Below are 23,525 nucleotides of genomic sequence, written 5' to 3'. Positions count from 1 at the left end.
ATAAATCAACGATTAATATATCACATTGGTATAATTTTAAGTACCTGATAACATTGACGGTTTTTTGCAGTGCCACAAAATCGCGCCTTTGCAGGAATTAGGGGGCCGTCTGATGGAATCGCGGTGGCGGCGCCCCGCGCGCAGCCGATAAAGGGCGGTTTAGCGCGCAGGCTGGCGGGTCGGCGCAATGCGGCAGGGCCAGCGCACGAGCCTGCGAAACGCCGATAACCACTTGTTAAAAAACGCTGTTTCGCATGCGAAACATTTTCCCCTCATACCCCTGAAAAGACTGAGATTCAGGGCCGCTTTGCCTGGAAAGTCAGTCATCGCACGGGCAGGGTCGGCGATGGATCAGAATTGAGACCCGGTGCCGGGCGGCCGAGTACAAAAACCGACAGTTGCGCCCGGCGACGCTTTATATCAGAATTGAGACGCGAGGCATAAGGGCCAAGGGCTGGGGATTATCGTGACGGATATTGGCAGGATCAGCTTTCAGGACATCGGCGCGCGGCTGCGGGCGCACCGGATCGGGCGGGGCCTTGGCCCGGAAGAACTGGCGTTGCGCATCGGGATTTCCCGCGCCGCCCTCTACCGTGCCGAGAAGGGTGAGATCACCAAGATCGAAACCCTCGCGTCGATTTCGCGCGAACTCAATGTCTCGCTGCCGACGCTGCTGGGCGTGGGGATCGAGTATATCCCCAACGCGCTGGCCTATTTCGAACGCATGCGGCAGGTCGAGGAGGACGCTGATCAGATCATCGGATTGTTCAGCCCAATCTCTTATCTGGTGACAACGCAACACTACGACGCGATCCTGCGCGATGTGTTCGCGGAATCCGTCCCCCAGGACCGGCAGGCCGAGGCGCGGCGTATACTGGACGTACTTTCGCAGCGAAAACAAAAGTTTATGCGCCGAAGGCCGCTTCTGGCCTCGATCATATCGACCGCCGAGATTGAAAGTTTCCTGCGCGACGGGCTTGAAGGGCGGCACGGTCTGCCAGACGATCTGCGGGCCGCACGGCGGCGTGCAGCGGCGGGTGAGGTGCGCCATATCATCGGCCTGCTGCGTGAACCCGACATTGGCATCCAATTGGGCGTGTCGCCTGAACCCTTTCCTTCTACCAGTTTTCAGATCACCCGGTCGGGCGAACGGTCTACCCTGACGGTCAGTCCGTTTCGGCTGGGGCATAACCCGAATATCGCCGTCGGCGTGGGATTCGTCACCTCTGCGCCCGAGGCGGTCGAACTGCACGATGGCATCGCCCGCATACTGTGGGAACGGTCACTTCGCGGCCCGGCGGCGGCGGACCATCTGGAAGATCTGATCGAGCAGGCCGGGGAATCCGGGATTTCTGCCTAAAATTAAGGCAGTTTAGCGGGCCATTTTTGCGGCCGTCTCAAAAATTAGATGAAACGCTTGACAGAAACGCAGGTTCCGGGAAGTCTGGGCCAAATCAAAGCCACAGGGGAATTCAAATGAAAACCATCCGTAACCTTTCCATTACCGTGACCGCTGCCGCGCTCATGGCGGCCTCCATGTCGGGCGGGGCCTTCGCGCAGGACTTCACCGCCAAGATCGGGCACCTGGAATCTGCAGCGCAGAACCGCCACATCCATCTGGAGAAAGTCGCGGCACTGGTCAGCGAGCGGACGAATGGCGCGGTCGAATTCACACTGTTCCCGCAAGCGCAGCTTGGCGATCAGCGCCAGATGAACGAGGGTGTTCAATTCGGATCGCTGGAAGCCACAGTTGCCCCGGCAGCGTTTTTGGGCGGGTTCAACCCTGTCGTGTCGATCCTCGACATTCCCTATCTGCTGCCTGAAGGTGAGGACGCAGCGCAGGCGCTGCGCGAAGGGCCGTTTGGCCAGACGCTGCTGGACAGCTTTACAGACAAGGGGATGCATGCAATCGCGCTGTGGCCCAACGGGCGCAAGCATGTAACGTCGAACCTGCCCATCGCCGACCTGGCCGATTATGCCAGCCAGAAATTCCGCGTCATGGACAGCCGCGTACTGATCGAACAGTTCAACGCGCTTGACGCCTCGGCGATCGCGATCCCGTTTGGCGAGCTGTATACCGCCCTTCAGACCGGGGTGATCGACGGGCAGGAAAACCCGCTGGATACCATCGAGACGATGAAATATTTCGAGGTGCAGGAAAACCTGGTGATCTCGGGCCATGGCGCGATGGAAGATGTCGTGATCTTCAACCCGGCCTGGTGGGACAGCCTGCCCGCCGAATACCAGACCATCATCGAAGACGCCTTCATCGAGATGGTGCCCGAACTGGTCGCCAACAAGCAAGCCGCGGTCGATAGCGCGCTGGAAGCCGTGACCGAAGCGGGCATGAATGTGCGCGTTGCGGGCCCGGAAGAACGCGCGGCCTTCCGCGAGGCAACCTTTGACGCCACCTCGGCCGCCTATGTCGCACAGGCGGGTGATGCGGGTCAGGCCCTGCTGGACGTGTATCTGGAAGAATATGAGAACGTGACGCAATAAGCGTCAACCGGCAGGCCCGTTGCCGGGTCGTATGCCACTGCGGACCGGGGCACCTGCCCCGGTCCGATCCTTTTCGCCTTGCCGCTGGACGTGCTGAGCGCCGTCCGCCGCAAGCCCTGATGAACCGCATGGCGCGCGCCGGTTGTCGCCCCATGCCCCAAAGCGGACGGATCGGTGATGCTGGCCCTAAACATGCTCCGGCTGGTCGAACGATCAGTCCTTGTCGTGACATTCCTGACCATGGTGGCGCTGTATTTCACCAGTGTCCTCGCCCGGGAAATGGGGGGGCAGGCTGCATCCTCTTTCGCCTGGATCGAAGAGGCGGTGCGCATGCTCAACCTGTTCCTGGTGTTTCTGGGCCTGGGTCTTGCGCTGGAGCGTGGGCGCCATGTCGGCATCCGCAACCTGCGCGACAAGCTACCCGATGGTGTGCGCCGGGTGCTGCTGAAAATTACCGATATCGTGGGACTGGTCTTTGCCCTCTACATCGCCTGGCTGGGGCTGGGGCTGGCTGAATTCGTACTGGGCACCGGCCAGCGTTCGCCCACGTTGGGCGTGCCTATGGCGCTGATCTATATGGCACCGGTGGCGGGTTTCGTGCTGCTGGCGCTGCGCTATGGCCTTAGCCTCTTCGGGGTGATTGACCGCTTTGCGGATGCAGAGGGGGCAGAATGATGCTGGGTCTGATCCTCATTCTGGCTGTTGCCCTGCTGGTGCTGGGCTTTGAGATGTTTCTGGTGCTGGCCGTGCCCGCGCTGGCCTATAAAGCGATGTTCTACCCCACCCTGCCCGATCTGGTGGTGGTGCAGAAAATCCTCGGCGGGGTCGATCATTCGACCCTGCTGGCAATCCCGTTCTTCGTGTTCGCCGCAAACCTGATGGGCTCGGGCCAGATTGCGCAACAATTGGTGTCGGTGGTCAAGGCGCTGCTGGGCCATACGCGGGGCGGCATGGGGCATGTTGTTGTCGGTGGGTCGATGGCGTTTGGCGCGGTGTCGGGCTCGGCGCCTGCCACGGTCGCGGCGATGGCGCGCATGGCCTACCCCGAACTGCGGCGCAGCGGGTATTCGGACCGTTTCTCGCTGGGGCTGATCGTATCGAGCGCGGAAACCGCCCTGCTGATTCCGCCTTCGATCACCATGATCATCTACGGCTGGATGACCGGCACCTCTATTGCGCGGCTGTTTGCGGGCGGGCTGGCCGTGGGGCTGGTGCTGGGGCTGGCCTTCGCGATCTACGTCAATTATGTCGCGCGCCGCGATGGCATTGCCCGCGCCCCGCGCGCCGATTGGGCCAGCCGGGGCCGGATCATCTGGGCGGCGAAATGGGCCATCGGCATGCCCGTCATCATCCTGGGCGGGATCTATTCCGGCACGTTCACCGCGACCGAGGCGGCGGCGATCAGCGTTGTCTACGCCATTGTGGTCGAGGTGGTGATCCTGCGCAGCCTGACCCTGCGCGGCCTGTTCGAGGTGACCGAGCAAAGCGCCATCAACACCTGCATCATCTTCGTTCTGCTGGCGATGGGCGGCCTGGTTTCGTATTTCGTCACGCTGGCGCAGGTGCCCAATGAGATCATCGGTTTCCTGACCGCGATTGATGCGGGCTGGATTACCTTCCTGCTGGTGGTGAACCTGTGTTTCTTGATTGCGGGCATGTTCATCGACCCCAATTCGGCGCTGTTGATCCTGGTGCCGCCGCTCTATCCCGTTGCGGTGGCGATGGGGATCGACCCGGTGCATTTCGGGCTGATTGTCACGCTGAACATCGGGTTGGGAATGATCACGCCGCCCTTCGGGCTGGATATCTTCGTGGCCTCTTCAACCCTGCGCAAACCTGTGGCGACGATCATCGGGGGCGTCTGGCCGTTTCTGGCGGTCAACCTCGTGGTGCTGATGCTGATTACCTACATCCCGCAGATCTCGCTTTTCATCCCGACACTAATCTTTGGCTGAAGGGAGAGGACCATGAACGCCATTCCAAAGGATTCTACCCTGACCACCGCACCGCCCTATCGCTGCGCCGAGGCGCTGACCGTGGTGCGCAGCAACGCGGTGGTGAATACCGACTACCGGCTGCTGACGCTCGACGCGCCTGCCGAGGTGCTGGATTGCGCGCCGGGACAGTTCTTTCAACTGCTGTGCCCCGGCACCGCTGACGATCAGCCCTTTCTGCGCCGCCCCATGAGCATCTTTGATTTCGACGCGGCAACCGGCAGCTTGCGGTTCCTCTACAAGGTGACCGGCGCGGGAACGCGCGGGCTGGCCACCCTGCGCCCGGGCGACCGGCTGAATGTGCTGGGCCCGCTGGGCCAGGGGTTCAGCATGCAAGACGACTGGCAGCGGCTGATGCTGGTCGCGCGCGGCGTGGGACTGGCGACGTTGGCACCATTGGCGCGCATGGCGCAGGCGCACGGACGGCAATTGACGGCGATCTGTTCGGCGCGCGCGCCGGAATTCGTCATGTCGGTCGATCATTTCCGCGAATGCGGCGCCGAGGTGATCGTGGTCACCGATACCGACGGCTCGTCGTCACCTGACGCGATGCGGGCGCTGATCGAGGCGCGCATCGCACACGACGGCGTGGATGCCTTCTATACCTGTGGATCCGCGCGCCTTGCCCGGATGTTGCAAGACATTGGTGCAGAATACGACATTCCCGGCGAAATCGCGGTGGAACAGCAGATGGCCTGCGGCCTCGGCATGTGTCAGGCCTGCGTGCGCCCCTTCCACGAAGGTGGTAAGATCGTGCACCGCCGCGTCTGCCGCGAAGGGCCGGTTTTCCAGTTGAAAGGGGTCGTGGCATGAGCGCGCTTGCAACCTCTGTCGGCCAGTTGCATCTGACCAATCCGATCATGCCGGCGTCCGGCACGTTCACCGAGGATCTGGCCGATGTGTTCGACCTGGGCATCCTGGGGGCGCATGTGCTCAAGACCTTCACCGCCGAGGCACGGACCGGCAACCCCACGCCGCGCGTCTGCGACCTGACCGGCGGCATGATGAATGCCATCGGCATTCCGTCGAAAGGGCTGGAGCACTTTCTGACCCATACGCTGCCGTTCTGGGCGCGCTATGATGTGCCGCTGATCGTGTCGATCTCGGCGCACAGTTATGACGCCTTCGCGCGGCTGGCGGCGGCGGTTTCAGTGCCCGGCGTGGCAGCGATCGAGGCCAATATTTCTTGCCCGAACATCGAGGCTGACGGGCGCGCCTTTGCCGTGCGCGCCGACACTACAGGGCATGTGGTGGCGCAACTGCGCGAAGCGACCGATCTGCCGCTGTGGGTGAAGCTGTCGCCCAATACCGGAGAGCCGGTAGAGGTCGCGCAAGCGGCCGAAGCGGCAGGCGCCGATGCGCTGGTAGTGGCCAATACGCTGCTGGGCATGGCGATCGACATCGAGACGCGGCAGCCCCGGCTGGGCAACGTGATGGGCGGCATATCGGGCCCCGCGATCAAGCCGGTTGCGCTGCGCATGACATATCAGGCGGCCAGCGCCACGCGCATTCCGGTGATCGGCTGCGGCGGCATCACCACGGTGGCCGATGTGGTGGAATTCCTGATCGCGGGCGCCACGGCGGTGCAGGTGGGCACAGCGACCTTCCAGTCGCCCACCACGATGCAGCGGCTGCTGACGGGGCTGGAGGATTGGTTGCGGGCGCAGGGCATAGCCTCGGTCAACGACCTGCGCGGCACGGTGGCGCTGCCGCATGCCCCCGCCCCTGTTCCTGCGATGCTGACATGAACATTGCCATGACTGATCCCGACCCGCTGTCGCGGCTGGCGCATCAGATATTCGATGACCTGCGCGCCCTGTCGCCCGATGGCGCGGGCGTCAGCCGTCCGGCCTATTCGGGGATCGAAACGCAGGCGTTGGACTACCTCGCCGACCTTGCCCGTGACCACATGCTGGCAGTCGACACCGATGCCGCGGGCAATATGTGGTTCAGCCTGCCCGCGCACCGCAATGCCGAAAGCTTCATGGTCATCGGCTCGCATGTCGATACCGTGCCCGAGGGTGGGAATTACGATGGGCTGGCAGGCGTTGTCGCGGGCCTTCTGGTCCTGATCCGGGGGCGCGACCGTGGGTTGCGCATCCCGGTCAAATGCCTGGCGATGCGCGGCGAGGAAAGCGCCTGGTTCGGCTCATGCTATCTGGGGTCCAAGGCGCTGACCGGGCAGATGACGGCAGCGGAGCTTGCTGCGCCGCACAAGGGCGATGGCCGCCCCCTGGCCGATCACATGCGGGCGTTGGGGATCGACACCGCGCCGCTGACGGCGGGGCAACCGCTGATGTTGCTGGACCAAATTGCGGGCTATGTGGAACTGCATATCGAACAAGGCCCGCTGCTGATCGAACGCGATATGCCTGCCGCTGTTGTCACCGGCATCCGGGGCAATATTCGCTACCGTTCCGTCACCTGCACCGGTGCGGGCGGGCATTCGGGCGCGGTGCCGCGTGCCTACCGGCATGATCCGGTGCTGGCCATGGCCGACCTTCTGACCCGGCTGGACGACAGTTGGTTGCACATCTTGCAAACTGGCGGCGACCTCGTGCTGACCTCGGGCATCGTCGGCACCGACCCTGCGCGCCACGCCATCACGCGGATCGCCGACAACGTGAGCTTCAGCCTCGACATCCGGTCGCAAAGCACCGAGGTGCTGGACCACATGCGCGCGTATCTGCATGAGGAAATGGCCGATATCGCCCGGGTGCGCGGCGTCAGCTTCGACACCGGCCCCGAAATCCCCGCCGCCCCCGCGCTGATGGATGACGCCATGGTCGCCGGTTTGATGGAGGCCATGGGCCGGACGGGTATCGCGCCTTTCTCGATGGCATCGGGTGCGGGCCATGACGCGGCAGTGTTTGCGCAGGCGGGTGTGCCGGCTGCGATGATCTTCGTGCGCAACCGCAATGGCTCGCATAATCCGCGCGAAGCGATGGAAATTGCCGATTTTATGGTGGGAACCCGTATCATTTCCGAATATCTGGAAGCGACGGACACATGACCACAGGACCCGACCGCATGCCCCGACTGACGCCCGCCAGACGCAGCGAGATCGCGCGCGAAACCGCGACGGCGCTGTTGCAGATCGGCGCGGTGCGGCTGTCGGCGGACCGGCCTTTCATGTTCAGCTCGGGGCTTGTCAGCCCCGTCTATATCGACTGTCGCCGCATCATCTCGTACCCTGAGGTGCGCGAACGGCTGATGGCCTGCGCGACCGAAGTGCTGCAAGCCGACATGCCCGGCACGCAGGCTGTCGCGGGCGGCGAGACGGCGGGCATCCCTTTTGCCGCGCTGATTGCCGCCAATACTGCGCTGCCCATGCAATATGTGCGCAAACGGCCAAAGGGTTATGGCCCGCATGCACAGGTCGAAGGCGTGGTGACGCCCGGCCAGCAGGTCACGCTGATCGAGGATCTGACCACCGACGGCGGATCGAAGGTACGGTTTTGCAAAGCGCTGCGCCGCGCGGGCGCCGTTGTTTCGGATTGTCTGGTGATCTTTTACTATGACATCTTCCCCGAAACGCGCGCCATGCTGGGCGACCAGGGGCTGACGCTGCATGCACTGGCCAACTGGCAAGATATTCTGGCCGTGGCCGGGGCGGATGGCCCCTTCAGCACATCGGAACTGGCCGAAATCCGGTCATTCCTTGACAATCCGCTTGACTGGTCGGCCCGCCACGGCGGGGCATCCCGGCTGTTTTTCCAGGAAAGGACTGTATGATGTTCACCGCATTGATCGACACGTTGAGGGACCGCGGGCGCGGCATTCACGGCTACAGCGCGCTGGCCGAAGCCGCCTATGAGAATGCCCGCAGCGGCCCCGAGGCCGCAGCCTATTACATGCTGGCCAAACAGGCCGATGATTTCGTGGAATTCACCGAACGCATGCCGGTCCCCGCGCGTGAGATCGACGCCATGTTCGACCGGATCAGCGCGAATGCCAAAGCGCTCGACGCGGCTTTCGCAGGCGGGGACAAGGCCGCGGTTCTGGATGTGCTCAACAGCATCGCACACGAAGCCGCCGCGATGCGCAGCACCGCCTGAAGCGTCATTGGCGTGTCGCGGCTGACCGCCAGACAGGGGCGGCGGTGCGCGCCACCCCACCATCATCATCGGCGCTTTGCAGGGTCATGGCGGCGGTGTGCGCAACAACACGCGGCGGGGGTGTTGCCTTGTGTCATCATGTCCTGGGCGTGCGGGATTTAATTTCCGCGACACCTTGTAAGTCCTCTCTTTCCTCTACAAATCCCGCCCCGGGGCAGGTCACTTCCGCCCACAGTATGTTGAGAAAAAGTCGGGCAAGGTGCTTTGCTTCGCGCAACATGCGTCATCATCTTCCGGGGGCACGGCCATGGACTACCTTTTTCTACTTGCTGGGCTGATCGGACTTTTCTTCGGCGGTGACGCGTTGGTGCGCGGCAGCACCGGTATCGCGCGCCGCATGGCGATCCCACCGCTGCTGATAGGGCTGACCGTGGTGGGTTTCGGCACCTCGACCCCCGAACTTCTGGTCTCGGTCGAGGCGGCTTGGCGCGGCGTGCCCGACATTGCGCTTGGCAATGTCCTTGGCTCCAACATCGCCAATATCTTGCTGATCGTGGGGTTGTCCGCGCTGGTCTGGCCGATCCGCGTCATGGGCGCCACGCTGCGCCGCGATACCGCCGTGATGCTGGTCGCCGCACTTGTGCTGGTGCCGGTGTTTGCCATGGGCGAGGTAGGGCGCGTCGCGGGCGCGGTGCTGGTAGCTGGCCTGGCCGCCTACCTGATCTGGGCCTATCGCTTTCCGGGTGAGGCCGTCGCCGAAGATCCTGATGCAGCACCCCCCGCCCGCATCCTGACTTCGGTTCTGTGGGTGATCGGCGGGCTGGTCGCCTTGATGCTGGGCGCGCGGTTTTTGGTGGATGGCGCGGTATCCATCGCGCGCGGTTATGGCGTGTCCGAAGCGTTCATCGGCCTGACCATCGTGGCGGTCGGCACCTCGCTGCCAGAGCTTGCGACCTCGCTCATTGCGGCGATCAAGAAGCAATCGGAAATCGCTATCGGTAATATCATCGGGTCGAACATCTTCAACGTGCTGGGCATTCTGGGCCTGACAGCGATGATCACGCCGATCCCGGTGGCCGGGCGCTTCCTGACCTTCGACCTGCCGGTGGTGATCGGCGCTTCAGTCGTCATGGCCGCGCTGTTCCTCAGCCGTCCAGTGATCGGGCGGGGTCTGGGACTTGTGATGTTGGTGGCCTACGGAACCTACGTCTGGGCCGCGCAGGGATGAGACGGGCCTTCCGCCCCTTCAAAACCGCCCTCGTGCTGCGGCTGTTGTCGCTGCTGGCGCTGGCACTCTTCGACGTGCCGCAGGGCGCCAGTGGCGGTATGGCCGCCACCGCGGGCAGTACGGCCCGGCATCAGGCCAATGACACCAAAGCCATCCTGGGCGCGTCGGCGCAGGGTGGGCGCGTGCTTCTGCCCGCCGAGGCCGGACGGGCAGATCCCGTCGGGGGCGCGGGGCCGAAGGCCAATGCCAACCCGGCGAATGTCAATCCGGCGCAGGACGCGGGCACCGATGTCGAACCGGGCGCGATACCCGGCGCGCCTGCTACCCTTGTCCGCCCGCAAGGCGCGGCGCCAAGCGGCGCGGCGCACCGCCACCTGCCATACCTCACATTCGTTGTCCTGCCCCCTGCCCGGGGGCCGCCTGTGGCCTGACGCCAACCTCGTCAGAACCTTTCCCACAGATAAATGGATCGAATGATATGCGCCGACCAACATGGGTCGTCATGACCTATGCCGTCCTGCTGCTGCTGGCAGTTGCGACGGCCTTGCCGAATTTCCTTTCCCCTGACTTCCGCAACAAACTGCCCACATGGGCGACCAGCCAGACCGTATCGCTGGGCCTTGACCTGCAGGGCGGCGCGCATCTGCTGCTGGCCGTTGACCGCGAGGCGCTGGCCGCCGACCGGCTGCAAGACCTGCGCACCACCCTTGTGGCTGAAATGCGCGCGCAGGGGCTGAACGCAGGCACCGTGCGCGCCGATGGGCTGACGCTGACCGCTCCGGGCGCACCTGCGCTAAGCGCGACGATGCAAGGCATTGCCGCCACAACGGCCCAGCCCGGCAGCCCGCCCGATTTCACCGTGGACACCGTGGGCGACACCCTGCACCTCGCGCTGACCGATAGCGGGCTGGAACGCGCCGCGACCGCTGCCGCCGATCAAAGCCTGGAGGTGATCCGCCACCGCGTCGATCAGGTTGGCGTGTCCGAACCCGTCATCACCCGCGTGGGCGCGGACCGCATCCTTGTGCAGATGCCGGGGGTCGAGAACCCGGGCCAACTGCGTGAACTGTTGGGGTCCACCGCGAAGATGAGCTTCCAGATGGTGGCCCCTGCGTCCGGCCCCGGGGTCTCATCGCTGCCGATGCGCGACGGGTCTGGCCTGCTGACGGTAGAGGACCGCGTGGCGCTGTCGGGCGACCGGCTGGAACACGCGGCCTCGGCCTTCGATCCGCAGACCGGCCGCCCCATGGTGACCTTTGACTTCGACCGGCAGGGGGGCATCGCCTTTGCGCGCATCACCGCCGATCACATCGGCGACCGCTTTGCCGTGGTGCTCGATGGGCAGGTGCTGACCGCCCCGGTCATCCAGAGCGCGATCCCCGGCGGCAAGGGCCAGATCACCGGCGACTTCACGGCCGAGGAAGCGCAGACACTGGCCGTCCTTCTGACCTCGGGCGCGTTGCCTGCATCGCTGGAGGTGATCGAGGAACGCAGCGTCGGCGCGGGCCTTGGTGCGGATTCGATCCGCGCGGGCCTGATCACCGGGGCCATCGGTCTGGCGCTGGTAGTGGCGATCATGGGGGGGCTCTATGGTGGCTGGGGCCTGCTGGCCAGCGGCATCCTGGGGCTGAACGTCATGCTGACGCTGACCGCGCTGGGGATATTGGGGGCAACGCTGACGCTGCCGGGGATCGCCGGGATCATCCTGTGCCTGGGCATCGCGGTGGACAGCAACATCTTGATCTTCAGCCGTATCCGCGAGGAAACCGCGAAGGGCGCCCCCGCGATGAAGGCACTGAACCGGGGCTATGGGCGCGCTTGGGCGACGATCCTTGACGCCAATATCACCACCCTGCTGGCCATGGTGCTCTTGTTCCTGTTCGGCGCGGGCGCGATCCGGGGTTTTGCCGTGACGATGAGCCTTGGCATCGTGATTTCCATGTTCACCGCCGTGGTGCTGATGCGCAGGCTGATGGAATGGTTGGTGCGGCGGCGCAAGCTGAAGACCCTCAGCGTCGCGCCCCTGTTCGGCGGCGTGCCCGGCCCGCGCGCGCTGCATTTCATGCGGCGGGGTCAGCTGGCGCTGGCCGTGTCGGCGGTGCTGTCACTGGGCGCTGTGGCAGCGCTGCTGGTGCCGGGGCCGACCTTGGGGATCGACTTTACCGGCGGCGTGCAGATGGTGCTGCAATCGGATGCGCCCGTCCCGCTGGCCGACCTGCGCGCGGCGCTTGCCGCAGGCGTGCCAGGCGACGCCAGCCTTCAAGCCTTTGGCACCCCGAACGAGGCGCTGATCCGCGTGCAGGGCGTTGCCGGTCAGGACACCGTTGCTGCGGTCGAGGCTGCGGCGGCCAGCGCCGTGCCCGGGGCCACCTTTGCCCAGATCGACCTCGTCGGCCCTTCGATCAGCGGAGAGTTGGCCACCACCGGGCTGATCGCGCTGGCGCTCGCAGTGCTGGCGATGCTGGTCTATATCTGGGTGCGGTTTGAATGGCAGTTTGCCGCCGGGGCCATCGCGGTGCTGTTCCTTGATGTCACCAAGACCTTCGGCGTCATCGCCATCACCGGGTGGGAGGTCAACCTGACCACCATCATCGCGGTGCTGACGCTGATCGGCTATTCGGTCAACGACAAGGTGGTGGTCTATGACCGTATCCGCGAAAACCTCCATAGCAGCGGCGGTGCGGATTTGGCGCAGGTCATCGACCGCAGCCTCAGCCAGGTACTGGCGCGCTGCATCTTCACCTCTGGCACCACACTGGCCGCGCTGTTGCCCATGGCGCTGTGGGGTGGGCCTGCGGTGGCGGGCTTTGCCTGGCCGATGATCGCGGGCATGGTGATCGCCACCGCGTCGTCGCTGTTCGTATCCGGGCCGGTGCTGGCGTGGCTTGCCGCGCGCGGGCCGGTGGCGTTGGGCGCCGTCGCCGCACCCGTCCCGGGCGAATGACAAGACCCGCGCCGGGGCCGTTTGGTCCCCGGCGCGGAACCCCGCACAACCTGTGACAGAAAAATTTCTTGCCCGAATGTATATAATAGTATTTATTCCGACTCAGGTCCGGAGGGGGCCAGAGAGATCTCGGGAGGATTTCAATGCTTAGAAGAACTCTGATGGCCAGCGCGGCCATTGCGACTTTTGGTGCGCTGTCGGCGCAGGCACAGACCATCGGCTTTTCGCAGATCGGGTCTGAATCCGGCTGGCGTGCCGCCGAAACCACCGTGACGATGCAAGAGGCCGAACGGCGCGGTATCGACCTGCGTTTCTCTGATGCGCAGCAGCGGCAGGAAAACCAGATCGCTGCGATCAAGTCGTTTATCGCGCAGGGCGTCGATGCGATCCTGGTCGCCCCGGTCGTTGCCACCGGCTGGGATTCGGTGCTGGAGGAAGCCGCCGAGGCTGAGATCCCGGTCGTCTTGTTGGACCGCATGGTCGACAGCGCGCCCGAACTTTACCTGACGGCTGTAGGCTCTGACCTGGTGCACGAAGGCCGGGTTGCGGGCGAATGGCTGGTCGAAGCCGTGGACGGCGCGGAATGCCGCGTGGTCGAGCTGCAGGGCACCACGGGATCTTCCCCGGCCATCGACCGCAAGAACGGGTTCGAGCAGGGCATCGCCGACGCCGACAATATCGAGATCGTGCGCAGCCAGACCGGCGATTTCACCCGCACGCGCGGCAAGGAGGTGATGGAAAGCTTCCTTCAGGCTGAAAACGGCGGCGCCGATATCTGCGCGCTTTATGCTCACAACGACGACATGGCCGTGGGCGCCATCCAGGCTATCAAGGAAGCCGGGCTGAACCCGGGCGAGGATATTCTGGTTGTGTCCATCGACGCTGTACCTGACATCTTCCAGGCACTGGCGGCGGGTGAGGCGAATGCCACGGTTGAACTGACGCCGAACATGGCGGGCCCGGCATTCGACGCGCTGGAGGCCTATTTCGCCGACGGCACGATGCCCGAAAAGTTCATCCAGACGGAATCAAAACTGTATACGCAGTCTGATGATCCCGCCGGTGAATATGAGGCCCGCAAGGATCTGGGCTACTGATACCACCTGACGCAGGGGGCGCGCGCCAACATGCGCGCGCCCCTTTGCCGATCTGCCCTGCCGTTACGGCATGCGGCGAAAACGCGATGCCTCAGGCGTTCGGTCGGACAGGCTGCGCGCCAATCCTTGCCTGAGCCAGACGCGACCCGCCGCACAAGACCCCCGCGAGGCCATTGATGCTGCTGTCCACACGCGACCTGACCAAGACATTCCCCGGCACCAGGGCGCTGGACGGCGTCAGCTTCGACCTGAAGGCAGGCGAGGTGCATGCCCTTCTGGGTGAAAACGGCGCCGGCAAATCGACGCTGATCAAATGCCTGACCGGCGCATATCACCGCGATTCCGGCGACATATTGTTCGAGGGCCAGCCGATCTTTCCGCAAAGCACGCTGGAGGCGCAGGCCATCGGCATTGGCACGGTCTATCAAGAGGTCAACCTCCTACCCAACCTGACCGTGGCGGAAAACCTGACGCTGGGCCATCAGCCACGCCGCTTTGGCCTGATCCGCCCCCGCGCGATGCACGCCCAGGCCGAGGCGATGCTGGCGGGCTACGGGCTGGAGGTCGATGTGCGGCGCCCGCTGGGATACTACTCGGTTGCGGTGCAGCAGATCGTGGCGATTGCCCGCGCGGTGCATCTGTCGGGCCGGGTGCTGATCCTCGATGAACCGACTGCCAGCCTCGACGCGCGTGAGGTGCGGATGCTGTTCGACGTGATCCGCGATCTGCGCGCGCGCGGGCTGGGGATCATCTTCATCTCGCATTTTCTGGATCAGGTCTATGAGATTTCAGACCGCCTGACGATCTTGCGCAATGGTCGCCATATTGCCACCCGTGCCGCTGCGGATGTTGACCGGATGCAACTGATCACCCTGATGCTCGGCCATGAATTGCAACAAGACGCCGCCACCCGCCAACGCCCGGCCGTCCAAGCCGAAGGTGCCATCAAGTTCGCGGGGACAGGAAGGCGCGGGCGCATCGCGCCCTTTGACCTGACAGTCCACAAAGGCGAGGTGGTCGGCATGGCAGGCCTTCTGGGTTCTGGCCGCACCGAAAGCGCCGAGGTGATGTTTGGCGCGGCTCCCACCGACAGCGGAACGGTCACGGACAGTGATGGCCCGGTCGATCTGCGCAACCCGCGCGCGGCCATCGCCGCAGGCTTTGCCTTCGCGCCAGAGGACCGCAAGACCGACGGCATCATCGCTGACCTGAGCGTGCGCGAGAATATCATTCTGGCGCTTCAGGCGCGGCGCGGCTGGGCCCGCCCGATCCCGCAGGCCGAACAGGTCCGCATGGCGGATGACTATATCGCGCGGCTCGATATCCGCACGCCGGATGCAGAGAAACCCGTGGGCCTGCTGTCAGGCGGAAACCAGCAAAAAGTGATCCTGGCGCGCTGGCTGGCCACCAACCCGCGTTTCCTGATCCTGGACGAGCCGACACGCGGCATCGACGTGGGCGCGCACGCCGAAATCCTGCGACTGATCGAGGATGTGGTCGCGGAGGGTATGTCGATCCTCGTGATCTCATCCGAACTGGATGAACTCGTCGCCGTGTCACACCGAGTTATCGTGGTGCGCGACCGGCGGCATGTCTCTGAACTGACGGGGGATGATGTGACCACCGATACCATTGTGCGCGCGATAGCATCTGCAGATGACATGCCCGGGGCCGGGGCATGAGCGGGGTTCTGCGCCGTGTCGCCCCGCAACTGCTGACGCTGGCCGCGGTGATCGCGCTGGTCAGCATTTACTTCCCGATGTTCTATGAGGTTGTCTATGTGAACGACCGCCTTGTGGGCATTCCGATCGACGTGGTGAAACGTGGCGCGCCGGTGGCGCTGCTGGCCATTGGCATGACGCTGGTGATTGCCACGCGCGGCATCGATCTGTCGGTGGGCGCAGTGATGGCGATTTGCGGCGCCAGCGCCGCCTGGGCGATAGATCAGGGCTTCGGCATGTGGGCCGCGCTGGGTATTGCGGGCGCGTCGGGCTTGATCTGCGGGCTGTGGAACGGGCTGCTCGTCGCGGTTTTCGGCATCCAGCCCATCGTCGCCACGCTGATCTTGATGGTCGCAGGGCGTGGGGTGGCGCAGCTGATTACCGGCGGCACGATCCTGACATTCGACCACGACGGGTTTTCCTACCTTGGATCGGGCACGCTGCTGGGGGTACCGGTGCCTGCGGTGATCTGGGTGCTGACCGGCATCGGCTTTGGCCTGCTGGTGCGGCGTACCGCGCTGGGGCTTTTGGTGGAATCCATCGGCATCAACCTGCGCGCCAGCACCCTGACCGGCATCAACAGCCGCGTCCTTCTGATTGCGGTCTACATGGGGTCGGGCTTTTGTGCCGCCCTTGCAGGGATCATCGCCACGGCTGATATCCGCGGCGCTGACGCCAACAACGCGGGCCTGTGGCTGGAACTGGATGCGATCCTTGCGGTGGTGATCGGCGGCAATTCGCTGCTGGGCGGGCGGTTTTCCATCCTTGCCTCGCTGCTGGGCGCGATGATCATCCAGACGATCAACACCGGCATCTTGCTGGCCGGCTTCCCGTCCGAATTCAATCTGGTCATCAAGGCGGTGCTGGTCATCATCATCCTGGTACTGCAATCGCCCCGGCTGCTGCCGCAATTGGCGGTACTGATGCCCCGACGACAGAGCAGTCCGCAAAAGACCAAGACGGAGGAAGGCACATGAGCATCCGCGCCCTGCCGCTTTATGCCACCATCGCGATCTTCCTTCTGGCCTACCTGATCTGCTACATCCAGTTCCCGGCCATGCTGTCCACCCGGGTGATCGGCAACCTGCTAACTGACAACGCCTATCTGGGAATTGTCGCTGTGGGGATGACGGTGGTCATCATCTCTGGCGGGATCGACCTGTCGGTGGGGTCGGTCATCGCGTTTTCCGGCGTGTTCATCGCGGTGGTACTGCGCGAAACGGACATGCACCCCATGCTGGCCTTCGCGCTGCTGCTCGCCATCACCACGGCGTTCGGCGCGGCCATGGGCGGGATGATCCACCTGCTGGCCATGCCGCCCTTCATCGTGACGTTGGCGGGGATGTTTCTGGCACGGGGCGCAGCCTACATGCTCTCCATCGACTCGGTCCCCATCGTCGATCCGTTCTATGAGATGATGCAGCGCGCCTATTACCTGATGCCGGGCAGGGGGCGGCTGACGCTGCTGGGCATGATCATGGTTGCCGCGGTCGTCATCGGCATGATCGTATTGCACCGCACGCGCTTTGGCACCAATGTCTACGCCCTTGGCGGGGGCGAGGCGACAGCGCGGCTGATGGGGGTTGCGGTGGGACGTACCACGGTGGCGGTCTATGCCTTTTCCGGCTTCATGGCCGGGCTGGCGGGGATCGTGTTCTCAGTCTACACGTCGGCCGGTTATCCGCTCGCGACGGTGGGGGTCGAACTCAGCGCGATTGCCGCTGTGGTGATCGGCGGCACCCTTCTGACCGGCGGCAACGGATATATGTTCGGAACGCTGATCGGCGTGCTGACGATGGGATTGATCCAGACCTATATTGTCTTTGACGGAAGCCTGTCCAGCTGGTGGACAAAAATCGTTATCGGTGCACTTCTGCTGATGTTCATTCTGCTACAGAAGGGGCTGCTCCGGCTGCGCGTCAGCCCGTAAAAACCTGAGGGGAACATATGTCCGGTCTGCTTCGCGATGCCTTGAATGAAACGCTTGTGCGCAACAGCCACGGGCAGGTGGTCGAAGGGATCGGACGCGCCATTGTCAGCGGCAAGTATCCGCAAGACAGCCTGCTGCCCCGGGATGAAGAACTGGCAGGCCAGTTCGGCGTGTCACGCACCGTACTGCGCGAAGCCATGAAAACCCTGTCGGCCAAGGGCATGATCGTGGCGCGTACCCGCGTCGGTACCCGGGTGCGCGCGCGTCAGGACTGGAATCTGTTCGATGCCGAGGTGCTGGTCTGGCACCTGGACGTGCAGGCGGGGATGGGGTTTCTGAACCAGCTATATGAGATGCGGCTGACCATGGAACCCGCCGCCGCTGCCATGGCCGCCCGCCGCGCCACCCCTGAAGAAATCGCAGGCTTCTACGCCCATGCCGAGGCGATGCGGACCGCCGACAGCGACAAGGCCTTTGCCATGGCCGATCTGGCGCTGCACCGCGCAATCACCAAGGCATCAGGCAATGCCTTCATGCATTCGGTCGGCACGCTGATCGAGGCGGCGCTGCTGACCACCTTCCGCCTCAGCTCTCCTGCGTCGGAACCCGTAATCCAGAAGGATGTGTCAGCCACCCATCTGCGCATCGTCGAGGCGATCGCCCGGCGCGACACCGATGCCGCCGAAGCCGGGATGCGCGACGCAATCCTTTATGGGCAGCGCCGGATTAGCGATATCGTGACCTGACTGAACGCCGAACGGATGTCGGGCACGCCGCGATGCCGGCGTTCCCCCGGTGTCGGGCAGGCTGCCTGCCGACCCGCGACGCATTGAAACACAGACGTTTCGGGCCAACCTGCGCCAGTCCTCTGCCCCCAGTCCTCTGCCCCTGCCCCGCCTCGCTCAACCATGGCCGGGCCGCAACCTCAGTCCGCGACAGCCGCCAGCCCTTGCGCCTCGAACCGCGCCAGCTGCGCCATTTCGGCATCGCTCAGCGCAATCCCGTCGCGCAGGGCCGCTTCGCGCGCGGCAAAGCGGCGTGCCGAGGGCAGGCGCGCGCCCTGCGCGCCGATGGCGCCCAGCAGCTTCTCACCCTCAGCGATTGGGTCGCGCCCGCTGCGCGCCGCAAAAGTGCCGGGGTCCAGCGCCAGTACCAGCGCACCATGGCGCGGCAACAGCCCGCCACCGCCCATGAAATCCAGCGCCTCACGGCTCATGAACTCGCCCAGCATTGCGCCTGCCATCAGCTCGATCATCGTGGAAATCGCCGACCCCTTGTGTCCGCCAAAGGTCAGCATCGCACCCGCAAGCGCGGTTTCGGGGTCGGTGGTCGGCGCGCCATCGCCGTCGATCGCCCAGCCTTCGGGGATAGGCTGACCCGCACGGCGGTGCAGTTCGATCTCGCCACGCGCGGCCACACTGGTGGCAAAGTCGAAAACATAGGGCTGCGGCCCGGGGCGCGGCCAGCCAAAGGCGATGGGATTGGTGCCCAAAAGCGGCTCGGTCCCGCCCGCCGGCGCCACAAAGGCATAGCTGGGACACATCGACAGCGACGCCAGCCCGCGCGCGGCCAGTGCCTCGACATCATGCCAGAGCGCCGAGAAGTGCAGGCAATCGCGGATCACCAGCGCGGCCAGCCCGGTTTCGCGCGCGCGCGTCGCCAGCGCATCGACGGCGGCATCAAACGCCGGGTTCGAAAAGCCGCCGCCCGCATCCACCTCGATCACCGCCTTGCCGCTGTCATGCAGCGCGGGCACGGCATCGGGTGACACTTTGCCAGCCGCCAGCACGCGCAGACACCCCTCGATGCGGTATATCCCGTGGGATTTGCAATTGTCCCGTTCCCCCGCGACAATCACCCGCGCCACGGCCTGTGCGTTTTCAGGGCGCAGGCCGCAGCCCACAAAGATGGCCGTGACGCGGGCCAGTAGATCATCGACGGAAACCATATGGGGGTCGGGCATTCGAAAATTCTCCTCTGATAGGCAATCCGCCGGGGGGTCAGTTCACACATCGCTATAGGTGCAGGCCCAGAAGATCCGGGTTTCAGTATCGTCCAGCGCGCGCAGCCCATGTTTCAGCGTGCTGTCGAAATAGGCACAATCGCCGGGATCCAGAATCACCGGCTCATAATGTTCGACCGTCAGCTCGACCCGGCCCGTCAGCACAAAAAGCGTTTCCTCGCCGGTATGCGATTCCAGATCGGACCGCTTCAGTGGTGCCCGTTTTTCCACCAAAGTCACCAGCGGGATGATCTTCTTTTCCGACAGCGCGTTGCACAGCACTTCATATTCAAAATTCTTCGAGCGTACTTTGCGCCCCTGCCCCGCCTTGGTCACGGTCATGCGGGTGGTCTGCGTCGCCTCATGATCGGACGAAAACAGCCGTTCCATGCCGACCTCATAGGCCCGCGCGATTTTTACCAGGTTTTCATAGCTGGGCGAGACGCGGCCATTCTCGATCTTGTGGATGGTCGAAAGCGCCAGCCCGGTGCGCTGTGCCGCTACCTCCAGCGTGTAGCCACAGGATTGCCGGACCGCCTTCATCCGCGCACCCAGATCGACGCGCAACTGCTGGCGTTCCGCATCCCAATCATCCACCACCGAGGTTTTTCCCGCTTTCACCATAATTTATCTTTTATTACCATTATTGTTTGTCTAGGCTCAATTTTGCGCCAAACATAGCATCAGCGCAAGCAACATTCGACGGTCTGAGCGTGCATATCGGCGCCGTTTCTGCCCGCTACATCCCGGGGGACGGATTTTCTGCAAAGGGACATGCATCTTGCCGCTGCCCGGCCCCTATCCGATCTGTCCCGACAAGACGCCCATCCAAAGGACTTTCCCATGAACAAAGACGTGTTCCACGGCACCATCCCCGCGCTGCTGACCCCCTGCACCCCGAACCGTCAGCCCGATTACGAAGCGCTGGTCCGCAAGGGGCAGGAGATGATCGGGGCGGGCATGTCGGGCGTTGTCTATTGCGGGTCCTGCGGTGATTGGCCGCTGCTGAGCGATGAGCAACGCATGGAAGGCGTCGCACGTCTGACCCAGGCGGGCGTGCCCGTCGTCGTGGGCACTGGCGCGGTCAACACCAAATCCGCCGTGGCCCATGCAGCCCATGCCCAAAAGATCGGCGCGGCGGGCCTGATGGTGATCCCGCGCGTGCTGTCGCGCGGCCTGTCCGTCGCCGCACAGCGCAACCATTTCAAGGCCATTCTGGACGCTGCACCCGATGTCCCTGCGATCATCTACAATAGCCCCTACTACGGCTATGCCACCAAGGCCGACCTGTTCTTTGCCCTGCGCGCCGAGCATCCCAACCTGATCGGCTTTAAGGAATTCGGTGGCAAGGCCGACCTGAGTTATGCGGCAGAGCACATCACCTCGCTGGATGAAGACGTGATCTTGATGGTCGGCGTCGATACCGAGGTCTATCACGGCTTCGTCCGCTGCGGTGCCGTCGGCGCGATCACCGGCATCGGTACGATCTTTCCAAAGGAGACGCTGTTGCAGGTCGCCCTGTCGCGCCGCGCTGCGGCAGGCTGCCCCGAGGCCGATCTGCGCGCCCGCGAACTGGCCGAGGCGTTTTCCGTGCTGGCAAAGTTTGACGAAGGCGTCGATCTGGTGCTCTATTTCAAACACCTGATGGTGCTGAAGGGCGCGGAGGAGTATCGCTTGAACATCTACGAATCCGATGTGCTGTCGCCTTCGCAGGCCCGCTTCTGCGAGGCGCAGTTCCACCAGTTCAACGCATGGTTCGCCAACTGGTCGCAACAGGGCGGAGTGATCGCGGAATGCATGTGATCGACAGCCATACCGGGGGCGAACCCACGCGGGTCATCCTGAACGGCGGGCCGGACCTCGGCTCGGGGCTTTTGGAGGTGCGCGCGATGCTGCTGGACGACATGCACCGGGATTTTTGCCGCTCGGTCAGCGCCGAGCCACGCGGGCAGGTCGCCATGGTCTGCGCGCTTCTGGTGCCCCCGGTCGATCCGCGCTGCGTCACCGGCGTGATCTTTTTCGACGCGGATGCGGTGCTGGGAATGTGCGGCCACGGGACCATTGGGCTGGCGGTTACGCTGCTGCGGCTGGGTCGCATCGGGATCGGTCATCACCTGATCGAAACACCGGCGGGTGTGGTGGGGGTCCATGTCGCGGATGCCCATACCGTTACCGTCACCAATGTGGAAAGCCGCCGCATACATCAGCGTGTCACCGTTGCGATCGCGGGTGCCGGTGCGATCGCGGGAGCCGGTGCGGTGACCGAGCATATCACCGGCGATGTCGCATATGGCGGCAACTATTTCTTTCTGGTCGACCCCAGCCCGGTCCCGGTGATCGCCACGAATATCCGTCAGCTGACCGACATGTGTATTGCGTTGCGCGAAGCGGTGCAGGCGCAGGGTATCAACGTGGATCACGTGATCTTGCATGGTCCCGCAACAGACCCTGCTGCGCACAGCCGCAACTTCGTCCTGTGCCCCGATGACGCCTATGACCGATCAGCCTGCGGCACCGGCTGTTCGGCGCGGCTGGCGTGCCTTGCCGCCGACGGGCACCTGGCCGAGGGCGCAGAGATCATTCAAGAAAGCATCATCGGCAGCACCTACCGGCTTTCCTGGCGCGAAGGCAAGAATGGCGGCGTCATCCCGTCGATCACCGGGCAGGCGCATGTCATGGCCGAAAGCACGCTGATCTTCGACCCTGCCGACCCTTTCCGCAATGGCATCCCCACCTGAACCCGTCCCACGCAGGATAAAGGCACCCCATGGCTGCATCTGACCCTTCTGAAATCCTTGTCATCGGTGCAGGCATCATCGGCGTCACGGCGGCACTTGCCCTGTTGCGCGACGGGCACCGGGTCCGGATTCTTGACCGCAAGGGGGTCGCGGCTGAAACCTCACGCGGCAATGCCGGGGCTTTCGCCTTCACCGACATCGAGCCCTTGGCCACCCCCGGCATCATGCGCAAGGCGCCGGGCTGGCTGCTGGACCCGCTGGGCCCCTTGTCGGTGCGCGCGGGCTACGCACTGAAAATCACGCCGTGGATGCTGCATTTCTGGCGCGCCACCCGCGCAGACCGCTACAAGGCCGCCGTCGCCGCGCAGGCCAGCCTGATGCAGCATTCCCGCGCCGCGCTGGAACGGCTGGTCCCGCGCGTCGATGCCGAACCGCTGCTGCGCCGCGAAGGCCAGTTGCAACTGTATGAAGGCGTTGCGCAGTTCAACGCCACCCTGCCTGCATGGGACGTGCGGCGCGCCCATGGCGTGGCGTTTGATCTGCTGGAAAGCCCCGGCGCGATTGCCGAAATCCAGCCGGGCCTGTCGCCGCAATTTACCCATGCGGGCTACACCCCCGATTGGCTGAACGTCACCGACCCCGAACGCTGGACCCACCATCTGGCGCAGCATTTCACGGCGGCGGGCGGCGTGATCGAGGTCGCCGATATCCGCGCCCTGCGGCAGGACGGCGACGGCGTGCGGGTTGAAACCACCAGCGGCGCGCGCCGCGGCGCGCAGGTTGTGCTGGCCGCAGGCGCATGGTCGCACCATCTGGCGCGCAGCATGGGCGAGAGCATCCCGCTGGAAACCGAGCGCGGCTACAACACCACTTTTCCCACCGACAGCGTCGGACTGCGCACCCATCTGACTTTCAGCAATCACGGTTTCGTCGTCTCACGCATTGGCGCGGGGTTGCGGGTGGGCGGCGCGGTGGAACTGGGTGGGCTGACCCTGCCGCCAAACTACCGGCGGGCAGAGGTACTGGTGGAAAAAGCCGCACGCTTCCTGCCCGGGCTGGATCCACAGGGGGGCAGGCAATGGATGGGCTTTCGGCCGTCGTTGCCCGACAGCCTGCCGGTGATCGCGCGCGCACCGGGGGCCGACCGCGTGATCTATGCTTTCGGCCACGGCCATCTGGGCCTGACGCAATCGGCGGGCACGGCAGAATTGGTGGCTGATCTGGCCGCAGGGCGCGCGCCCACGATCCCGCTGGCTCCGTTTGCGCCGGATCGCTTCTAGGATACGATGACCGCCCGCACCCCAGCCTCGCAGA

22 protein-coding genes are annotated in these 23,525 nt (G+C 64.3%); 20 read left to right on the top strand and 2 right to left on the bottom strand.

Going from position 1 to position 23,525, the window contains the following annotated elements; translation table 11 throughout:
- Positions 1-466: 466 nt before the first annotated feature.
- The 17 genes from H9529_RS20025 to H9529_RS19945 all read left to right on the top strand — a co-directional run bounded on the left by H9529_RS20025 (position 467) and on the right by H9529_RS19945 (position 18,217).
- Positions 467-1,360 (top strand): helix-turn-helix domain-containing protein, encoded by an 894-nt coding sequence (locus H9529_RS20025; RefSeq protein WP_218132131.1) that lies wholly within the window; start codon positions 467-469, stop codon positions 1,358-1,360.
- A 116-nt stretch (positions 1,361-1,476) separates the two neighbouring features.
- Positions 1,477-2,499, top strand: a complete 1,023-nt coding sequence (locus H9529_RS20020) for a TRAP transporter substrate-binding protein (RefSeq protein ID WP_092888506.1) — start codon at positions 1,477-1,479, stop codon at positions 2,497-2,499.
- Positions 2,500-2,676: 177 nt separating this feature from the next.
- Positions 2,677-3,174: a TRAP transporter small permease gene (locus H9529_RS20015; protein WP_092888509.1), complete on the top strand. Its 498-nt coding sequence runs from the start codon at positions 2,677-2,679 to the stop codon at positions 3,172-3,174.
- A complete protein-coding gene (locus tag H9529_RS20010; protein ID WP_176847098.1) occupies positions 3,174-4,454 on the top strand; it encodes a TRAP transporter large permease in 1,281 nt (426 codons plus the stop codon). Before H9529_RS20015 ends, H9529_RS20010 begins: the two co-directional genes overlap by 1 nt.
- 12 nt (positions 4,455-4,466) lie before the next feature.
- Positions 4,467-5,306 carry a dihydroorotate dehydrogenase electron transfer subunit gene (locus H9529_RS20005; RefSeq protein WP_092888515.1) on the top strand — a complete coding sequence of 280 codons (840 nt, stop codon included), beginning with the start codon at positions 4,467-4,469 and terminating at the stop codon, positions 5,304-5,306.
- Positions 5,303-6,241 carry a dihydroorotate dehydrogenase gene (locus tag H9529_RS20000; protein WP_092888518.1) on the top strand — a complete coding sequence of 313 codons (939 nt, stop codon included), beginning with the start codon at positions 5,303-5,305 and terminating at the stop codon, positions 6,239-6,241. Before H9529_RS20005 ends, H9529_RS20000 begins: the two co-directional genes overlap by 4 nt.
- Before the next feature lie 8 nt (positions 6,242-6,249).
- Entirely contained in the window at positions 6,250-7,506 is a 1,257-nt protein-coding gene (locus tag H9529_RS19995; protein WP_218132132.1) for a Zn-dependent hydrolase, read from the top strand.
- Positions 7,507-7,532: 26 nt separating this feature from the next.
- A complete protein-coding gene (locus H9529_RS19990) occupies positions 7,533-8,228 on the top strand; it encodes an orotate phosphoribosyltransferase (RefSeq protein ID WP_397544919.1) in 696 nt (231 codons plus the stop codon).
- A complete protein-coding gene (locus H9529_RS19985) occupies positions 8,225-8,551 on the top strand; it encodes a hypothetical protein (protein ID WP_143033503.1) in 327 nt (108 codons plus the stop codon). The genes H9529_RS19990 and H9529_RS19985 overlap by 4 nt, the downstream gene beginning before the upstream one ends.
- A gap of 307 nt (positions 8,552-8,858) precedes the next feature.
- Complete coding sequence (locus H9529_RS19980; protein ID WP_092888529.1) at positions 8,859-9,779, top strand: calcium/sodium antiporter; 921 nt, start codon at positions 8,859-8,861, stop codon at positions 9,777-9,779.
- Positions 9,776-10,210, top strand: coding sequence for a hypothetical protein (locus H9529_RS19975; protein WP_092888532.1), 435 nt, complete (start codon positions 9,776-9,778; stop codon positions 10,208-10,210). The genes H9529_RS19980 and H9529_RS19975 overlap by 4 nt, the downstream gene beginning before the upstream one ends.
- A gap of 47 nt (positions 10,211-10,257) precedes the next feature.
- A complete protein-coding gene (gene secD, locus H9529_RS19970; RefSeq protein ID WP_092888535.1) occupies positions 10,258-12,723 on the top strand; it encodes a protein translocase subunit SecD in 2,466 nt (821 codons plus the stop codon).
- Positions 12,724-12,866: 143 nt separating this feature from the next.
- Positions 12,867-13,820, top strand: coding sequence for a galactofuranose ABC transporter, galactofuranose-binding protein YtfQ (gene ytfQ, locus H9529_RS19965; protein WP_092888538.1), 954 nt, complete (start codon positions 12,867-12,869; stop codon positions 13,818-13,820).
- Positions 13,821-13,996: 176 nt separating this feature from the next.
- The gene (locus H9529_RS19960; RefSeq protein ID WP_092888541.1) at positions 13,997-15,502 is read left to right on the top strand and encodes a sugar ABC transporter ATP-binding protein; all 1,506 of its coding nucleotides are present in this window, start codon (positions 13,997-13,999) and stop codon (positions 15,500-15,502) included.
- A complete protein-coding gene (locus H9529_RS19955) occupies positions 15,499-16,518 on the top strand; it encodes an ABC transporter permease (protein ID WP_092888543.1) in 1,020 nt (339 codons plus the stop codon). Before H9529_RS19960 ends, H9529_RS19955 begins: the two co-directional genes overlap by 4 nt.
- Positions 16,515-17,471, top strand: a complete 957-nt coding sequence (gene yjfF, locus H9529_RS19950; protein WP_092888546.1) for a galactofuranose ABC transporter, permease protein YjfF — start codon at positions 16,515-16,517, stop codon at positions 17,469-17,471. Before H9529_RS19955 ends, yjfF begins: the two co-directional genes overlap by 4 nt.
- Before the next feature lie 17 nt (positions 17,472-17,488).
- Positions 17,489-18,217 (top strand): FadR/GntR family transcriptional regulator, encoded by a 729-nt coding sequence (locus H9529_RS19945; protein ID WP_092888548.1) that lies wholly within the window; start codon positions 17,489-17,491, stop codon positions 18,215-18,217.
- Between the two features lie 179 nt (positions 18,218-18,396).
- Here the strand turns inward: H9529_RS19945 and H9529_RS19940 are convergent, their stop codons facing one another.
- Both H9529_RS19940 and H9529_RS19935 read right to left on the bottom strand, forming a co-directional pair.
- Positions 18,397-19,434, bottom strand: a complete 1,038-nt coding sequence (locus H9529_RS19940) for an Ldh family oxidoreductase (RefSeq protein ID WP_092888551.1) — start codon at positions 19,432-19,434, stop codon at positions 18,397-18,399.
- Between the two features lie 42 nt (positions 19,435-19,476).
- Positions 19,477-20,097, bottom strand: a complete 621-nt coding sequence (locus H9529_RS19935; RefSeq protein ID WP_092888554.1) for a helix-turn-helix domain-containing protein — start codon at positions 20,095-20,097, stop codon at positions 19,477-19,479.
- Positions 20,098-20,316: 219 nt separating this feature from the next.
- On the opposite strand from H9529_RS19935, the gene H9529_RS19930 reads away from it, so the two are divergent.
- From H9529_RS19930 to H9529_RS19920, 3 genes are read left to right on the top strand one after another with little or no spacing between them, the layout of a single operon-like run.
- Positions 20,317-21,276, top strand: coding sequence for a dihydrodipicolinate synthase family protein (locus H9529_RS19930; protein ID WP_092888557.1), 960 nt, complete (start codon positions 20,317-20,319; stop codon positions 21,274-21,276).
- Positions 21,267-22,211: a 4-hydroxyproline epimerase gene (locus tag H9529_RS19925; protein ID WP_092888560.1), complete on the top strand. Its 945-nt coding sequence runs from the start codon at positions 21,267-21,269 to the stop codon at positions 22,209-22,211. Before H9529_RS19930 ends, H9529_RS19925 begins: the two co-directional genes overlap by 10 nt.
- A 29-nt stretch (positions 22,212-22,240) precedes the next feature.
- Entirely contained in the window at positions 22,241-23,491 is a 1,251-nt protein-coding gene (locus tag H9529_RS19920) for an NAD(P)/FAD-dependent oxidoreductase (protein WP_092888563.1), read from the top strand.
- Positions 23,492-23,525: the final 34 nt, after the last annotated feature.

Origin of the sequence: Roseicitreum antarcticum (genome assembly GCF_014681765.1) — a bacterium.
Taxonomy (GTDB): domain Bacteria; phylum Pseudomonadota; class Alphaproteobacteria; order Rhodobacterales; family Rhodobacteraceae; genus Roseicitreum; species Roseicitreum antarcticum.
Note: the sequence above shows the minus strand (reverse complement) of the source record. Positions and strands in the feature narration are given on the sequence as shown.

Coding starts and splice junctions, on each gene's coding strand:
- H9529_RS20005 (WP_092888515.1), top strand. CDS start 4,467: ATGAACGCCATTCCAAAGGATTCTACCCTGACCACCGCACCGCCCTAT.
- H9529_RS19940 (WP_092888551.1), bottom strand. CDS start 19,434: ATGCCCGACCCCCATATGGTTTCCGTCGATGATCTACTGGCCCGCGTC.
- H9529_RS19980 (WP_092888529.1), top strand. CDS start 8,859: ATGGACTACCTTTTTCTACTTGCTGGGCTGATCGGACTTTTCTTCGGC.
- H9529_RS19995 (WP_218132132.1), top strand. CDS start 6,250: ATGACTGATCCCGACCCGCTGTCGCGGCTGGCGCATCAGATATTCGAT.
- secD (WP_092888535.1), top strand. CDS start 10,258: ATGCGCCGACCAACATGGGTCGTCATGACCTATGCCGTCCTGCTGCTG.
- yjfF (WP_092888546.1), top strand. CDS start 16,515: ATGAGCATCCGCGCCCTGCCGCTTTATGCCACCATCGCGATCTTCCTT.
- H9529_RS20015 (WP_092888509.1), top strand. CDS start 2,677: ATGCTGGCCCTAAACATGCTCCGGCTGGTCGAACGATCAGTCCTTGTC.
- H9529_RS20020 (WP_092888506.1), top strand. CDS start 1,477: ATGAAAACCATCCGTAACCTTTCCATTACCGTGACCGCTGCCGCGCTC.
- ytfQ (WP_092888538.1), top strand. CDS start 12,867: ATGCTTAGAAGAACTCTGATGGCCAGCGCGGCCATTGCGACTTTTGGT.
- H9529_RS19935 (WP_092888554.1), bottom strand. CDS start 20,097: ATGGTGAAAGCGGGAAAAACCTCGGTGGTGGATGATTGGGATGCGGAA.
- H9529_RS19925 (WP_092888560.1), top strand. CDS start 21,267: ATGCATGTGATCGACAGCCATACCGGGGGCGAACCCACGCGGGTCATC.
- H9529_RS19945 (WP_092888548.1), top strand. CDS start 17,489: ATGTCCGGTCTGCTTCGCGATGCCTTGAATGAAACGCTTGTGCGCAAC.
- H9529_RS20010 (WP_176847098.1), top strand. CDS start 3,174: ATGCTGGGTCTGATCCTCATTCTGGCTGTTGCCCTGCTGGTGCTGGGC.
- H9529_RS19930 (WP_092888557.1), top strand. CDS start 20,317: ATGAACAAAGACGTGTTCCACGGCACCATCCCCGCGCTGCTGACCCCC.
- H9529_RS20000 (WP_092888518.1), top strand. CDS start 5,303: ATGAGCGCGCTTGCAACCTCTGTCGGCCAGTTGCATCTGACCAATCCG.
- H9529_RS19955 (WP_092888543.1), top strand. CDS start 15,499: ATGAGCGGGGTTCTGCGCCGTGTCGCCCCGCAACTGCTGACGCTGGCC.
- H9529_RS19920 (WP_092888563.1), top strand. CDS start 22,241: ATGGCTGCATCTGACCCTTCTGAAATCCTTGTCATCGGTGCAGGCATC.
- H9529_RS19985 (WP_143033503.1), top strand. CDS start 8,225: ATGATGTTCACCGCATTGATCGACACGTTGAGGGACCGCGGGCGCGGC.
- H9529_RS19975 (WP_092888532.1), top strand. CDS start 9,776: ATGAGACGGGCCTTCCGCCCCTTCAAAACCGCCCTCGTGCTGCGGCTG.
- H9529_RS19960 (WP_092888541.1), top strand. CDS start 13,997: ATGCTGCTGTCCACACGCGACCTGACCAAGACATTCCCCGGCACCAGG.